Raw genomic sequence first — 15,347 nt, forward strand, 5'->3', positions numbered from 1 at the left:
AATTACCTATTTAATATCGAAAGCGAGGAATAGTTTTGAAATCAATTACATTCAATCATCAAAATACTTCAGCCATTGGCATGGGCACTTGGCACATCGGTGAAGGCAACCAAGCTAGAACTGAATCAGAAATGGCAGCTCTAAGATTTGGTCTTGATCACGGCATCAATGTCATCGATACCGCCGAAATGTATGGCGAAGGTAAATCAGAGACTTTAATTGGTAACGTCATTAAAGATTACTCACGTTCAGATTTTCAATTAATTTCGAAGTTCTATCCATTTCACGCAACGCCAAAATTAATTGAACAAAGTCTTAAGGCTAGCCTCAAACGATTGCAGACTGACTACTTGGATCTCTACTTATTACACTGGCGTGGTCAAACTCCATTGGCAGAAACAGTCGAGGGCTTAGAAAATATGGTCCAAGCTGGCTTAATCAAAAACTGGGGTGTTTCAAATTTTGATATCGAAGATCTCAAAGAATTAAACGCCCTACCTAATGGTAAAAATTGTCGCATCAATGAAGATCTCTATAACATCGGCAGTCGTGGCATTGAGTATTCAATCTTGCCTTGGCAAAAAGAGCACAATATGTCCTTTATCGCCTATTCACCTTTTGGATCAGATGGCAGTGAATACTTGAAGATTGCTCCCGTTATTCAAGAGATGGCTCAACAAAAACACATTACCGCTTACCAACTATTACTAGCTTGGGTGATTAGAAACCACGATTTATTGAGCATCCCTAAATCTTCTTCTGTTGAGCATATGAAACAAAATATTGAAGCCGTCGATGTTAGTTTTTCAGCGGATGAATTGGAGTTGCTTGATAAAACTTATCCAGCTCCTAAAAATGAAAAACCACTCGATACGATTTGACAAAGAGCCATTATAAAATACTTCAAAAATAAAACGTTCCTAATTTATACCAACTACGGTAAATAAATTAGGAACGTTTTTTAACTGAAAAAAATATTAACAAAACAATAAAAAGTTATTTAATTGGATAAGTCTGCTCCATTTGTTTTTATAACTTTTTTAAACCAATAAAATGAATCTTTTTTCTTTCTGTTCAAAGTTCCATTTCCGTCATTATCCATATCGACATAGATAAATCCATATCTTTTGGACATCTGTCCAGTTCCTGCAGAGACTAAATCGATGCAGCCCCAAGGCAAATATCCCATTAAATTAACGCCATCATCTTTAACCGCATCAATCATGGCAGAAATATGCTCACGTAAATAATCAACTCGATAAGGATCATGTATGGAACCGTCTTTTTCGATATGATCGACTGCACCCAATCCATTTTCAACGATAAACAGAGGCTTATGATAGCGATCCGTTAGAAAATCCAACGAATATCTTAAACCTAAAGGATCAATTGTCCATCCCCAATCGGTACTTTTTAGATAAGGATTATTAACGACTTGTTTGCTTTGCGATACGAAATCATATCCCATATCTTTGTTATATTTAACGGCTTTTGTTGAATAATAACTGAAGCCGATATAATCAACGGTACCTTCTTTTAGTATCTTGAGATCATCATCAGTAATATCTTCGTGATAACCTTTTCTATCAAGATATTTAATTAACCATTCTGGGTAGACTCCCCTTACTTGAATGTCGGTCCACCAATTACGGTAATCGTTAACCTTGTGAGCAAATAAAGCATCTTCTGGCTTGGCAGAGATAGCATAGAAAGGTTTAAAGTTTATCATATTACCAATTTTGAAATTTGGATTAATCTTCTTCCCCGACTTCACAGCAAGTGCACTAGCGACTAATTCGTAATGGGATGCTTGAAACATATCTCGTTCCCTAGTCGAATTGCTAACCTTTTTTTCATATATCAAGCCAGAGTTGGTTGCCATTAAATAGTCATCTAAGTAGTCAGTTTGGTTATCAATTTCATTAAATGTCATCCAGTATTTAACTGAATCTTTGTAACGGTTGAAACAAACAGTGGCAAACTTAACAAAGAAGTTAATCATTTTTCTATTTTTCCAACCGCCATATTTATGGATTAAATGAAGAGGTATCTCAAAGTGCGATAAGGTTATCACAGGCTCAATTCCATATTCATGACATGTTTTAAAGAGGTCATCATAAAATTTTAACCCCTTTTCATTAGGCTGTTCTTCATCACCATTTGGGAATATTCGGGTCCAAGCAATGGAAGTTCTAAATGCTTTAAAGCCCATTTCGGACATTAGCTTAATATCTTCCTTGTAATGATGATAAAAATCAATTCCCTGATGATTAGGATAGTATTTATCGCTCTCAACATCATAAGTTATTGTTCGTGGTGTAGTGGCACTACCGACCGTCATAACATCAGCGATGCTTGTACCCTTACCATCTTCATTCCATGCACCTTCTAATTGATGAGCGGCTACTGCACCACCCCACAAAAAGTTTTTAGGCAAACCAGATTCTTGCATTTTAATACCTCAATTCTATTAAATTAATTCAGTTAGTTGAACAATGAACTGTTCATATGTTTTGCATTTCAATAATTTAGATAAATTAGCAGGTTCAATCATTATTTCAGAAATATCATCAAAAACTTCACGGAATAACGATTTATTATTTGGATCAACAGCGAGAACAATCACGAGATAAACCTCAGAATTGTTTGTCCAGCCTATCCCCTTATTATTTATGACAATAAAACCATTGCTTTTGTTTGCATTCATATTAAAGGAGTGAGGAACAGCAAATCTACCGAAGGCTGTACTTGACATATTCTCACGATTTATTAAATTGTCTTTGAAGTTTGAATCAACAATTTTCTCGTCAACAAATTTCTTTGTAACCATATCAAAAATTTGATTACGGTCGTTGATGCTATTTGTAAATATAAAGTTTTGTTTATCGAAGAATGACATTAATGATTTTTGAAATCTTTTCTTCTTAATTTCATGCTGTTTGGTAGCAATCTTTATTTTTAAATTAGCAATATCGCTGGGAACTAAGAAAGGCGATATCACTAGATGGTTGATATTTTTAATGTCATAATCAGAATTTATTTCAACGACTAAATCAATATCATTTGGGATATTTTGTAAAGCAGGTTCCTCTATGACATCTTCAATGACAATTGAATTTTGAAATTCTTTTTTTATTCTATTAACAATTTCGTACATACTTCCTTGATAATCGGGCATAAGAATTACAACTTTTAATTTATCTCTTGTACTATTTTGTTCAGCGATTGCATTACCAATGTGCATTGCAATAAAAGCTATTTCGTTATCATCTAAGGTCACTTTGGCTTTTTGACTAATCAGGTGTGCCATTAAAACAGCACATTCATATATAGTTGGGGATGATGTTTTTATTTTTTGAACCATAGGATTATGAATAGTCTTGTTTGTTCTGGATCGTTTTAAGACTCTGTCTAAGTGAATTGTAAATTGAGTCTTAAAACTGGAGTTATTTAAATTAACGTTAAAAATAGACCAAACATATTCAATCAGTTCATTTACTAGATCTATGGATTCTTGAGAAACTTTATCGACAAGATCTTTATGCCATCTTGAAACTGAGTAGTTTATTACTGTACTTAGTTCGTCCCAATCATTTGATGGAAAACTAATTTTAGCTACGTTTTCCACATCGTATAAAATTGCTGAAACAACGTTTAATTTTTCATTCGGTTTCATGTTATTTATATGTTTACTCATAACATGTCCGCTACTAATACGCTGTATAGCAATTAACAAATGCAACAAAATGTTGTTAACGTCAAACGTATTAAGGTATACGTTATATTTATTAGCATTTTCTTCAATTGCCTGCTTTATCTTGGCATAATCGATATTTGGAAAGTTTTCATTAACCATATTCTGTGATAAAAAACTCCCATTTGATTCTTCATATAATAGAGAACTTATTAATTTTCTTTTTTGAGCTTCCGTCCCAATTAGAGAAACGTTATCGCCGCTCCTCTCAATAGATAGTCCAAACTTTTTTATATTGTCATTTATTATCGTTAAGTTCTTATTGATTGACGATTCACTCAAATATAATTCTATCGACAAATCCATAATATTGCTTTTTTTGTCAGATAATAAATAACGTTCAATTTGATGAATAGTTTGAACGTTATCTTTTTTTAATGATTTTAAATTAGAGTTTTTTGAATCGATCATATAGCCTTTGTTACTAGACGTAAGATTCAAATATTTAGGGCTGTCATGAAGATAGGTTTTAATTGTTCTTGAGGTTACCCCCACCACTAAAGCCAATTCTGATGAAGTATGCCAACCAGGATTATTAATTAGAAATTCCCATAATTTTTCACGATTGCTCATGTAATTTGTCCCTTTTTATCTAAAAACTATGCATTTGCGACTGATTCAGAACTTTCCTCTTCTTCGTCTTCTTCGTCCTCTTCTGCCATTTGTTTATCTTGTTCTAAGGCTTGTTTATCGTACATCTTAAAGAATGGATAGTATACAAGCCAAGAAATAATAAATAGTACGACTTGGAACAATGCACCCTTCCAAGATTGAGTTGCAAGCCAACCATATAGTGGTGCAGGTGTGTACCAGACACCAAACACTTCATGAGGAATTGGAACCATTCCTAATCTCATAACGATCCATGTTAGAACCGGTCCGATAAACCCGTTAATCCACATTGGAACCATCAATAATGGATTAAATGCGATTGGGGCACCGAAAACAACCGGTTCATTAATATTAAAGATAGATGGAATAATAGCGGCACGACCAATCATCTTTAATCGTTTTGATTTTGCTAAGAACGCTAACATGATACATAGTGTCAATGTTGCGCCACCACCACCGATTAAGAATAAATCGGCTGCCTCATTAACGAAAATATTTGTTACTGCTTTTCCTGCAGCGTAATTAGCAGAATTTTGTGCAATACCAGTTAATGCAATTGTGGTCATAATTGGATAGAATACCCAGTTTGAAATACCAAACGAGTAAAGAAAGGCCATAGCCAAAAAGTAAATAAGTAAAAAGGCCCAGAAATTTTGACCAACATTGATTAATGGAATAAATAAACTTTGAATTGCTTTATATAAATTAAAATGTAGTTGGAAAGTAAATAGCCAACCAACTAGTAATACTGCTGTAATTGGAATCAATGTATTGAACCAAGCGGCGATGAAATCAGGTAAAGATGAGTCCTCTCCAATAGGGCTGTGCTTAGTAGAAAGATTTACTACAAAAGCAACGAATAGGCCAGCAAGCAATGCAGCAATCATACCACCTGATCCAAATGAACTAAGATTAAAGATAATATTTCCTGACTTTGGTAGAGATGGATAAACTAACATGAAGAAAAATGCTAATCCTCCCATACCGGCTTGTCTTGAAACATCTTCGTGTCCCTTTTTCTTTAAAAGAGATTCAGGAATTAAATATGCTAGAAAGACGGAAAATAAACCGAATGAAAAAGTGTTTATTACCGTAAGATCAGGAAATGCTTTCCAGTAATTCCTAATAATATTTAGAACTGATGCGAATGAACCAATAAGTACCATTGGAATAGCTGCCAAAATACCATCTTGAATTGAAGCAATCCAATCATTCTTTGCTAATCTGTTCACTTTGGGAGCAAATTTGTCTCCCATCCATGACATTAGAGAATTCATCATTTTTCATTTTCCTTCCCAGTTTTATCATTTAATATTTCTACCATTTGCTTAATTAGACTAACTTCACTTTGTGTAGTCATTAATGTATCTTGAGCATGTCCAAAAAGAGCAAGATAGGGTATTTCTTCTCCTTCTGCTTCTAGTTGAAGAGTATTTGTTTGATATTGATGAGCTTTTGTAACTTCATCATTTGCACTCTCCAGTAGTTTATTGGATTCTTCAACTTTTCCTTCTTTAGATTTTTTTATTGCATCATATGCAAAATCTTTTGCATTTCCTGCATGTAAGATTACTTGCATAGAGATACTGATCAATTTTTCTCTTGTAATTCCTTCAGACATTTTAAAATTATTCTCCTAATTCTTTTTCAATAAATTTAACTAATCGTTTTCCATCTAGGGAGCCATAAATCATTTGAGGAATTACAGCACTTTTTACGTTGTTTTTATCAGTCATCTCTTTGAAATCGTCTAACATATACTTCAAATGTGGAGCGAAAAGTAAAAGATCAATTTTATCCATAAAATCTTCTGCTTCTGATTCACTTCTAGCCTTAATGTCCAAATCTAATCCTGATTTTTTAGCAGCTTTTCTTGTTGCTGCAGCCATAAATCCTGATGATGCACCTGAACCACATACTAATAAAACGCTTTGTTTACTCATAATTGTTACCTCCAATTTCTTTACGCTTATATAATAATTTATTTTAGAAACCGATTACATTTTATAATTTCACTCCCTAGGTGAAATTAATTAATCTTTAACTAAAATCCCCCTCAAACATTGTTGTAATTAACATTTGAGGGGGGTGATTAAATGTGCACTTCATTTAGATTTTAGTTTCAGTTTTTATTTGTAATCTTTAGTGTTTAGTTTGAGACTTTTATCTAGGGCGGAAACGTTACTTTGAATATTACTGTCCGTATATTCTTCTAGAAAATCATTTTCTGGTAACAGAATGTTGACTGGGGCTTCTAGTATTTCGTATGGTTCAATATTAAGAATCATTGCAATGTTATCGAAGACTTCACGCTTTCGAGGAAGAGTTCCAAAAGAATTATCATCAAGGTTTTTGTAGTTAGCAATTGATTGTCTCCCAAGCCCTACTTTTTCAGCGAGTTCTCTTATTGAGTTGTAGGTTAAAAGTTTAATGAAGATTCTGTTTAATTTCTTAGTTCGCTTAAAGTTCTCAACTAAGTAAATACGGTTTATTTTAGAAAGATTTTCATAGTTATCGTAGTTATACTTAGCTATTTCCACTGAATCATCGGTACCGTAAATAATGTCTTCAAGGGATATATTAAGCTCTAGAGCCAGTTTAACTAGGACAGAGAAGGTAATTCTGTTAGTCATGGTAGTACTGTATTTTCCGTCCCAAAGGCGATCCATTAAATAATTTTTGTTTACTTTTCCGGTAGTGTGATAAGTTTCAGTATCTTCAAGGTATTTGTAACCCATATGATTTAAGAAATACGAGATAAAGTCATCCGAAAATGGTATATCAGACATACTACTGTAGCCTGTTTTTGTTAATATGTTGTCTCGCATTCTTGTGATCATTAGTTTTGAGTTAATTTTGGTCAATGTGAGTGCCTCACTTAAATATTAATTTTGGCGTGGTTTAGGTAAGTTTAATTCGAATAATAGTGGATTAGCATTCCCAATAAGTTCAACATTCAATTCAGCTTTTGCTCGAGTAACGCCAACATAAAGTAAGCGACGTTCTTCTTCAATGAAGGCTGAATACTTCTTTGCTGCTTTATATAGATTGTACATTAATTGAATGACCCGTTTATTGTTAAGACTTTCTTCAAAGTTTCTAGGATCAAATGATTTCTCATGAACTAGGTCTGAATATTCTTCAATCATGGCGCTATTAAAGGCTTTATCAGTACGCTCACGAAAGAATAAAATACGCTTCGAGAATATATCAACGAAATTATCAAAGCTAATATCGGGACGATAGAATTTATTAATGTCAAGGCTTCCCTGATGAACTTCTTTATCTGATAAATCATAAAGATAAACGTACTTGAATTCTAGTCCTTTCGATTGATGGAGGGAAAGAAACTGGACTTGGTTCTGTTGTTTAGCAACTTCTTCTTTCTTGGTAAGGATAGATTCCTTGTAATCCTCATGCTTAAAAAAGTCATCAGGATTCTTATACATCGAAAGTTCTTCTGCAAGATAAGAAAAGAGCTTATTTAATTCTTTGATCGATATGAATTTACGGGACGTCATGAAGTTAAAATATCTTACAGTTAATCGTCTCGCCGAAATAAACAAATCTACAGGAATTTCAGCATTTTCAGGTCCCTCATTTTTCATATTTTGAATGTCGTTAAATTCCTCGATAACAGCCGAGTCAAATTCAAACCCATATTCGTCTAATTCGGTTGAAGTGAGTGAATTCATAGAATCTTGAGTTAGAGTCAAATATTTGCTCAATTTCACAATGCGCTTTTTTCCATAGCGTTTCTTTACCTCGTCAATATGAGCGGTGTATTTTTTAAATCCAATTCTACTTGATTGGTTATAAAAGTACTTATAGTTATTATTCCATAATGCACGCATTGTTTCCACGATAATCTTGTAATATCTATTTCGTTGTAGAACAAGACTTTTATTGTTGATATTTGCGTAAATATTATGATTTGCCAACCAGTCGGCTGCAATTGTTCTTGATGCATTGTATCTAACTAGTACAGCAATTTCTTTATTATCGATACTAGAGTCATTTACTTGTTCAGCAAGATGTTTTAGTATTCCGTATTCCTCAGAATTGTTTGGTTCGTAAGTAAAGATAGTCCCTTTCTCTGAATTAAATGCCTGTAGTGACTTTTCAAGACGAATAGAGTTCAATGTAATTCCTGGTATGGCAGCACATAATATTTTGCCACCAGTACGATAATTTGTGGAAAGATTCAAGGTCTGTGCGTTAGGCATTAATTCGCAGTAATTCATGATGTATTTAGGATTGCTGCCACGAAAAGAATAAACACTCTGATCATCATCCCCAACAACAACTAGTCTGCTCATTGTTTCAGAACTAAGTAGCTTTGAAATGATTTTCCATTGTAACTTGTCGATGTCTTGGAATTCATCAATGATTACTAATTTGAATTGCTTCATAACATCCTGATACTGTTTCAAGTATTTTTTATCCTTCATACTTTGAAGAAGCAGTATCTTCATATCGTTAAAATCGACTAAGCCATTTTGAATTTTCAATTCTTGGTAATATGTAACAACTTCAATATAGTCTTGATAGAAACCAATTTCGTGCTCTTGACGGGTGCACTGACTAAGGGCTTCAAAAACTTCCTCGTCATTCATATTCCCATATCCAATTGGATATATGCAGTCTTCGGTCAAATCTTGATTGATCATGTAATTGTTCAAAGTAAAAATTTGATTCAGAGTTTCGTTGATACTACAAACGTCACTAGGATGCGTAATTTTAGTCTTCAATTGTCTTGTAAAATAACTAGGGCTTTGCAAGACTTCTATATTCTTGTACTCATCATTAGTCATTAAAAGATGCAAAAACAACGCATGAAAAGTCGAAAAAAGCGGCTGCGTATCACGCATATTTAATCCTACATCTGAAAGTTCCTTAATATATTTGTCGTAGCGTTTATCCATATCCAACCTTGAACGATTGGAAAAAGTTACTCCTAAAACTTCTGATGAATCCACTAATCCTTTACTGATAGCTACCAAAATCATCAAAATAACTATCGTCGTTTTACCAGACCCGGCACAGGCATTGACTAATAGTGGCTTTTCAAAATCATTCATCAGAATCTGCTTTTGCTCTTGAGAAAAAGTCAATCCCAGTCCTGACTCCATTAATCTGATAATTTGTTCAGTTGTGGCAGTTGTTTGTGTATCCATCCGTGTCCCTTTCGACAACTTATTTACCTAGAAGTATATACGATGAAGAAAATCCTTGTGGACAAAAAATGACGATTTTTTCAAAAAAAAGACACCCAAACGGATGTCTTTAATAATTGTAATAATCACTGATTGATAACTTCTAAAATCTGTTTACGGAAAGAGTCGATCTTTCGTTCAACGTCAAAGTCATCAAGTGTTTCTATATCGATATTTTGAAAAGGATTATCCAAGATTTCTACAATCCTTTTATCGTGAGAATTCATGATAGCAATCCTATTGCCGCAACGAATAGCTTCATTCAAGTCGTGCGTGATCATAAAAATACTCGTATCTTCCTTATGCCAAATGTCCAAAATCAATTGTTGCATCTTTGCTCTAGTAAAAGCATCCAAAGCTCCAAATGGTTCGTCCATTAGCAACAATGGCGATTTATTGGCCAAAACTCGAGCAATCGCTACCCTTTGTCTCATCCCCCCAGATAGTTCAAACGTCTTTGCATCTGCCTGATCACTTAGACCAATCAAATCTAACAAATAGGCAACTCTTTGACTGATTTGTTCTTTAGTAAAGTTTCTAGATTTAAGTCCAAAACCGACGTTATCTTTTACTTTTAACCATGGATATAATGAAGAATTTTGAAAAACTACTCCTCGCTGCCAATCCGGGCTGGTAATCGGTTGGTCATTCATGGTTAAGGTTCCACTTGCCGGAATAAATCCAGCTAGAGCTTGTAAAATAGTACTCTTGCCACAACCTGAGGGTCCAACCAAGACGAAAATCTCATTCTTCTCAATCGAAAAATTAGTATCAACTATTACTGATTCATCAGATTTTTTATATTTAATATTTAAATGATCAGCTTTAATTAATGCCATTTTCACCCTCCTGATAAACGAATTTTCTAAATTGCTCTAATGTTGGTGCATAACTGATAGTTTGTTGTCCATACATAAATTTGCCAGCTCTTTGCATTTCAACTACGAATTGTCCTAAGTCACCAGCTTGACCTAAGTATTCTTTTGAATATTCTGCCTTTAACGATGGCCATTGGGTTCCTCGCATCTGTTTGTCAGCATCACTCACACTAATACCGGTTTGCTTAGCTGCTGCTTTCACAGTCTCGTTATAGTTATTTTTTCGTAATTGATGTGTTCTTGCCAAAACGGAGACGAATTTTTTAACGTCTTGTGGATGCTGTTTTAGAAAAGCTTTGCTGACTAAGGTAATATTCCCAGTCGAATAACCAGCTTTTGACAAATCAGAACTATCAACTAAGACTTTGCCATCAGTTTGCAATTGCGACAAGGTCGGTTGCCAAGTATAGGCTGCATCAATATTGCCACGCTTCCAAGCTGCCACAATATTTTGCGTATCCATATCCAGCAATTGAACCTTTTTTTCTAGACCTGCTTTTTTCAAAGTTATCATCAAACTGTAATGTGATGTCGAGGCAAATGGTGTAGCGACTTTTTTGCCTTTTAAATCTGCCAGAGAGTTAATCCCTGATTCTTTTTTGACAATTAAACTTTCATTGGCACCACACATCTCATTTATCCAAAGCAATTTCACCGGAATGCCAGCGGTTAAAGCCACGATACCATTAGTATCACCCATCGTCGCAAAATCAACTCCACCTGACATTAAGGCTTTGTTTGCATCTACTCCGGAATCAAACGTAATAAAGGTAATTTTCTTATTGGGAAATTTTTCTTCAAAGAAATTTTTATTTCTCGCAACAGCTACATCATTAGGCGTATTAAGAATACCGATTCTAATTTCATTTTGAGGAACTTTATCTTTCGACGAACAACCACTCAAACACAGCGGTACAAAAAGCAACAAGATCATTAGAACGAAACGTTTTAATTTTCTCATTACTCTTTACCTTTCCAGAAGATCCATTTTCTTTCGAGCAATTGTAAAATCCAGTCCAACAACAGACCTAAGCCACCAAGAATGAAAATCCCCAAAAACATCACGCTACTCTTTAAATACTTAGAAGCATCAATGACCATCCAACCAATTCCTGAGGTTGAAGCAACCATTTCTGCCGCAACTAATGTCGAAAACGAAACTCCCATAGCTGTTCTAATTCCGGTAAATATATCGGGCAAAGCTCCCGGGAAAATTACCCACTTAAAGATTGACCACTTGCCGGCACCTAAAGATTTTGCACTCAAGACGTAATCCTTATTCAAATGACGAACTCCTTCGACACAAGCAATATAAATAGGTGCAAAAGCTGCCAAGTACAGCAAGATTATCTTTGACCCTTCACCTATTCCTAACCAGAGTATCAAAATCGTGTAGTAAGCCAAGGGTGGAATGGGACGATAGAATTGGATCAATGAATCGATGATTGCGTGGACCCACTCCGACATCCCTGAAGCTAGTCCCAAAGGTACGGCAGTAATTATCGCCAAAATCAGAGCTGAGAATAGTCTAAATAAAGTAATTCCCAGATGTTGCCAAAATGAAATGTTGTTGTAGCCATGGGTCAATATGCCAGTGAATGTAAACCAAACATCTTGTGGCGATGGAAAAAGGATTGGCGAAACTAATTTTAGATTGGTCACTATAAACCAAATTAATAACAAGACGATCCAAACACAACCCGTTATTAGTCTAGATTTCTTCTTCATTCCACCACTCCTCTAATTTTTACAACAAATCAAAACGATAATTTGTCACGATTGGTTTACGATCAGTTGTTTGATCTTTAAAGTATTCATATTCACACAATGCTAAGTATGAGCCATCAATATTAATAATATTATTATACCCTCGATTATTTAATGCACGAACCATATTGTAACTACGTTGTCCCGTTAGACAGTGTACGTAAACTGGACGATCAGTTGGAATCTCATCCAATCTTTGACGGAATTGGCTCAAAGGAATATTGACAGCTGATTTGATGTGTCCTTCTTCGTATTCTGCTGGTTCACGTGCATCAACAATGAAAGCACCTTTTTCGACTAATTTACGAACGTCTTTGACTTGAATTTGTTCAAATTCACCATTCAAAACATTTTCTGCAACTAAGGCTGCCATATTAACGGCATTCTTAGCAGTACTGAACCATGGTGAGTAGCAAACTTCCAAATGAGTTAAGTCTGAAATGTGTCCATGCATAGAGATCATTGTCGAAACAATATCAATTTGCTTGTCGACATCTGACTTACCTAAAGCTTGAGCGCCGAGAACTTCTCCACTTGGATAACCAAAAATCAATTTGAAGTATAATGGCGTAGCATCAGGCATGATACCAACACGACTCTTTGGAATTACTACTGCTGTTCGATAGTCAATACCATCCTTTTGACATTCATTCTCAGTCAAACCTGTAGAAGCAACGTTAATATCAAAGACATGAATTACTTGTGAACCAATAACTCCTCTATTTTCAACTGTTCTACCATAAATATGGTCAACGGCGTCTCTTGCTTGCATCTGAGCTGGGAAAGCTAAGGCCAAACGAGTCTTCTTACGAGTAATCATATGACTTACTTCGATAGCATCACCAACTGCATATACATTAGGAATAGAAGTTCTGTATTGATGATCAACAGCAATACCACCAGTTAAACCTAATTTGCAGCCAATCTTTGTAGCTAAAGCAGTATCTGGTTTAACACCAATTGCCATGATGACAACTTGTGATTTAATTTCTCGACCTGAACCTAGTTTGATATGATCATCAGTAATTTCTGCTAATCCATCATTTAAGACCACGTTTACCCCATGATCGTAAAGTTCTTTATGAACTAATTCGGCAAAATCATCATCAATTGTTCCCATTACGTGACCAGAAGCTTCAATTAAGGAAACATTCTTATCAGTTTGAGCTAAGTTTTCGCAAACTTCCAAACCGATAAATCCACCACCGATGATAGCAACGTCAGTAACTTTGTTGACTTCTAAATAAGTTTGAATTTTCTTAATATCGACAACATTTCTAACTGAAAAGACATTATCCTTGTCGATACCTTTGATACAGTTTGGCATGATTGGATTAGCACCCGGTGATAGGATCAATTCATCATAAGGTACTTTTTTCAATTCACCTGTTTGTGTATTTTTAACTTCTACTTCTTTTTTATCAGTATCAACATCGGTTACTTCAGAATTTACTTCGGCATCAATATTGTATTGATTCTTGAATTGTTCTGGTGTCATCAAAACAATGCTGTCGGCATCTGGAATAACGCCACTCAAATGATATGGCAATGAACAGTTTGAGAAAGATACGTTGGGTCCTTTTTCAAACATCGTGATTTCTGCAAATTCATCCAAACGACGAGCTCTAGCTGCTGAAGATGCCCCTCCGGCAACTCCACCTACGACGACGATTTTTTTATTATCCATTATTATATCCCCCTAATATCCGTAAATAGTTTTAGACAATTTGTTACCAATAATTCCACCTAGCACTAAGGCTGCCAAGAAAATCCAACCAGAGACTGAGAATTGAGCGATTGGAGTATAAAGGGCCCCAACGTTGCATCCATTAGATAATCTAGTTCCAAATCCCATTGTAAATCCACCTAGTGCAAATAAGGAAGCACTCTTGAAATTCAAAGTAGAAACAGAATGCATAGTTTGCTTAAATAATCCCGCTGTGAAAATGAAAATGATAGCTCCTAAGAAAATACCCATATTTTGGACCGTCACACCGTTTGCCAAAAATGGTCCTGAATAAACGGCAGCTGGTTGATGAGTAAAGTTTGCTAGTGATGTAGCAGAAACACCAAAGATATTAAGAACCTTTCCAAACCAGAAACCATAAGGAGTTGATGCTCCCCAACCTGATTTAGTCAATCCCATCATCAAAACAAAAATAATTGTCATCCCTACGGCATCTTGTTTTAAAGTCCAAGGTTTCTTGAACAAAACATTGTAAGTAGATTCGCTACCCATAGTGAAGTTAGCAATGTCTTCGTCTTGAGGACTATCTTGAACACGCTCTGAAGGTACGCCAGAATAAGTATCTTTTTGACGGCGCTTCTTTTCATAACGATAGGAAAGATAAATAACGAGGCTGACCAAAAGTGCTGTTAAAATCACTGCTCCAAGATATCCATCTAATCCGTCCCACTTAAACCAGTCTGGCATATAAATACCTTGTGCAAATTTTTTACCTGTGGCTGAAGTTGCAATTGAGCCTTTGATCCATGATTGTGTAGCTTGAAGTGGAAAACCAAGGAACACTCCTAAACAGAAGAAAACTAAAGTTACGCCGGCTCTTGGTAAATCCGTTGCCAAATCTGTCATAACACCTGTTGCACAACAAGATGAAAATGCCATTCCAAATCCGAACAACAAACCGCCCAAAATCAAGCCCAAATTAATCGGATTAATCGACAATGCGTAAGTTGTTAAATCCTTTGTAAACATTAAAAATGTAACATTAGCAATTGCAGTGATCAAAAACATGAACATCATTGTTCTCATTAATTTCGTTGAACCAGTTTTGTAAGCCCGATTAACACTCCCTGCAAATCCCGTATAAGATCTAGATAATATGTAGCCCAGTGCTAAGCCCATCAAAAGTCGCAAGTAATGCATATTCGATGGCAAAACAAATGGTGCACCGATAATTAAAATAAAGAATAAAACAAAGCCTATAGCCTTATCCCACTTGATGGGGTTTGGTTCTATACTTCTATCTACATTTTCCATAATATAGCCCCCTAACTTATTTTTATGCTTTTAATGTAGCATAGAATTTATTTATACGTTACTTAGATAGAAGTAATTTCGCTCTTGTTTTATTGTGAATTTTTTATTATATTAAAAAT

The 15,347-nt window shown here is 35.0% G+C and carries 13 protein-coding genes; 1 reads left to right on the top strand and 12 read right to left on the bottom strand.

The annotated features are described in order from the left end of the window. Positions 1–35: 35 nt before the first annotated feature. Positions 36–881 carry an aldo/keto reductase gene (locus tag LF20184_RS07445; protein WP_010019989.1) on the top strand — a complete coding sequence of 282 codons (846 nt, stop codon included), beginning with the start codon at positions 36–38 and terminating at the stop codon, positions 879–881. A 119-nt stretch (positions 882–1,000) separates the two neighbouring features. Here LF20184_RS07445 and LF20184_RS07450 read toward each other — a convergent pair whose 3' ends face one another. From LF20184_RS07450 to LF20184_RS07505, 12 genes are all read right to left on the bottom strand, one after another. Beyond that, complete coding sequence (locus LF20184_RS07450) at positions 1,001–2,452, bottom strand: 6-phospho-beta-glucosidase (protein ID WP_056945136.1); 1,452 nt, start codon at positions 2,450–2,452, stop codon at positions 1,001–1,003. Positions 2,453–2,470: 18 nt separating this feature from the next. Then, positions 2,471–4,327, bottom strand: coding sequence for a BglG family transcription antiterminator (locus LF20184_RS07455; RefSeq protein WP_056945137.1), 1,857 nt, complete (start codon positions 4,325–4,327; stop codon positions 2,471–2,473). A 26-nt stretch (positions 4,328–4,353) separates the two neighbouring features. Next, positions 4,354–5,598: a PTS sugar transporter subunit IIC gene (locus tag LF20184_RS07460; protein WP_236906316.1), complete on the bottom strand. Its 1,245-nt coding sequence runs from the start codon at positions 5,596–5,598 to the stop codon at positions 4,354–4,356. 44 nt (positions 5,599–5,642) lie between these two features. Continuing rightward, complete coding sequence (locus LF20184_RS07465) at positions 5,643–5,987, bottom strand: PTS sugar transporter subunit IIA (RefSeq protein ID WP_010019995.1); 345 nt, start codon at positions 5,985–5,987, stop codon at positions 5,643–5,645. Positions 5,988–5,994: 7 nt separating this feature from the next. After that, on the bottom strand, positions 5,995–6,309 hold the full coding sequence (locus LF20184_RS07470; protein ID WP_010019996.1) for a PTS sugar transporter subunit IIB: 315 nt from the start codon (positions 6,307–6,309) through the stop codon (positions 5,995–5,997). Between the two features lie 186 nt (positions 6,310–6,495). Next, complete coding sequence (locus LF20184_RS07475) at positions 6,496–7,155, bottom strand: helix-turn-helix domain-containing protein (RefSeq protein WP_133278250.1); 660 nt, start codon at positions 7,153–7,155, stop codon at positions 6,496–6,498. Between the two features lie 96 nt (positions 7,156–7,251). After that, complete coding sequence (locus LF20184_RS07480; protein WP_056945138.1) at positions 7,252–9,543, bottom strand: UvrD-helicase domain-containing protein; 2,292 nt, start codon at positions 9,541–9,543, stop codon at positions 7,252–7,254. Between the two features lie 125 nt (positions 9,544–9,668). Continuing rightward, complete coding sequence (locus tag LF20184_RS07485; RefSeq protein WP_010020001.1) at positions 9,669–10,421, bottom strand: ABC transporter ATP-binding protein; 753 nt, start codon at positions 10,419–10,421, stop codon at positions 9,669–9,671. Further along, positions 10,408–11,421, bottom strand: a complete 1,014-nt coding sequence (locus LF20184_RS07490) for a taurine ABC transporter substrate-binding protein (protein ID WP_010020002.1) — start codon at positions 11,419–11,421, stop codon at positions 10,408–10,410. Before LF20184_RS07490 ends, LF20184_RS07485 begins: the two co-directional genes overlap by 14 nt. Then, on the bottom strand, positions 11,421–12,188 hold the full coding sequence (locus tag LF20184_RS07495; protein ID WP_010020003.1) for an ABC transporter permease: 768 nt from the start codon (positions 12,186–12,188) through the stop codon (positions 11,421–11,423). The genes LF20184_RS07490 and LF20184_RS07495 overlap by 1 nt, the downstream gene beginning before the upstream one ends. A 19-nt stretch (positions 12,189–12,207) precedes the next feature. After that, complete coding sequence (locus LF20184_RS07500) at positions 12,208–13,914, bottom strand: FAD-dependent oxidoreductase (protein WP_010020004.1); 1,707 nt, start codon at positions 13,912–13,914, stop codon at positions 12,208–12,210. 12 nt (positions 13,915–13,926) lie between these two features. Next, on the bottom strand, positions 13,927–15,228 hold the full coding sequence (locus LF20184_RS07505) for a YeeE/YedE family protein (protein WP_010020005.1): 1,302 nt from the start codon (positions 15,226–15,228) through the stop codon (positions 13,927–13,929). Positions 15,229–15,347 lie beyond the last annotated feature (119 nt).

The organism is Companilactobacillus farciminis KCTC 3681 = DSM 20184 (genome assembly GCF_002706745.1).
Taxonomy (GTDB): domain Bacteria; phylum Bacillota; class Bacilli; order Lactobacillales; family Lactobacillaceae; genus Companilactobacillus; species Companilactobacillus farciminis.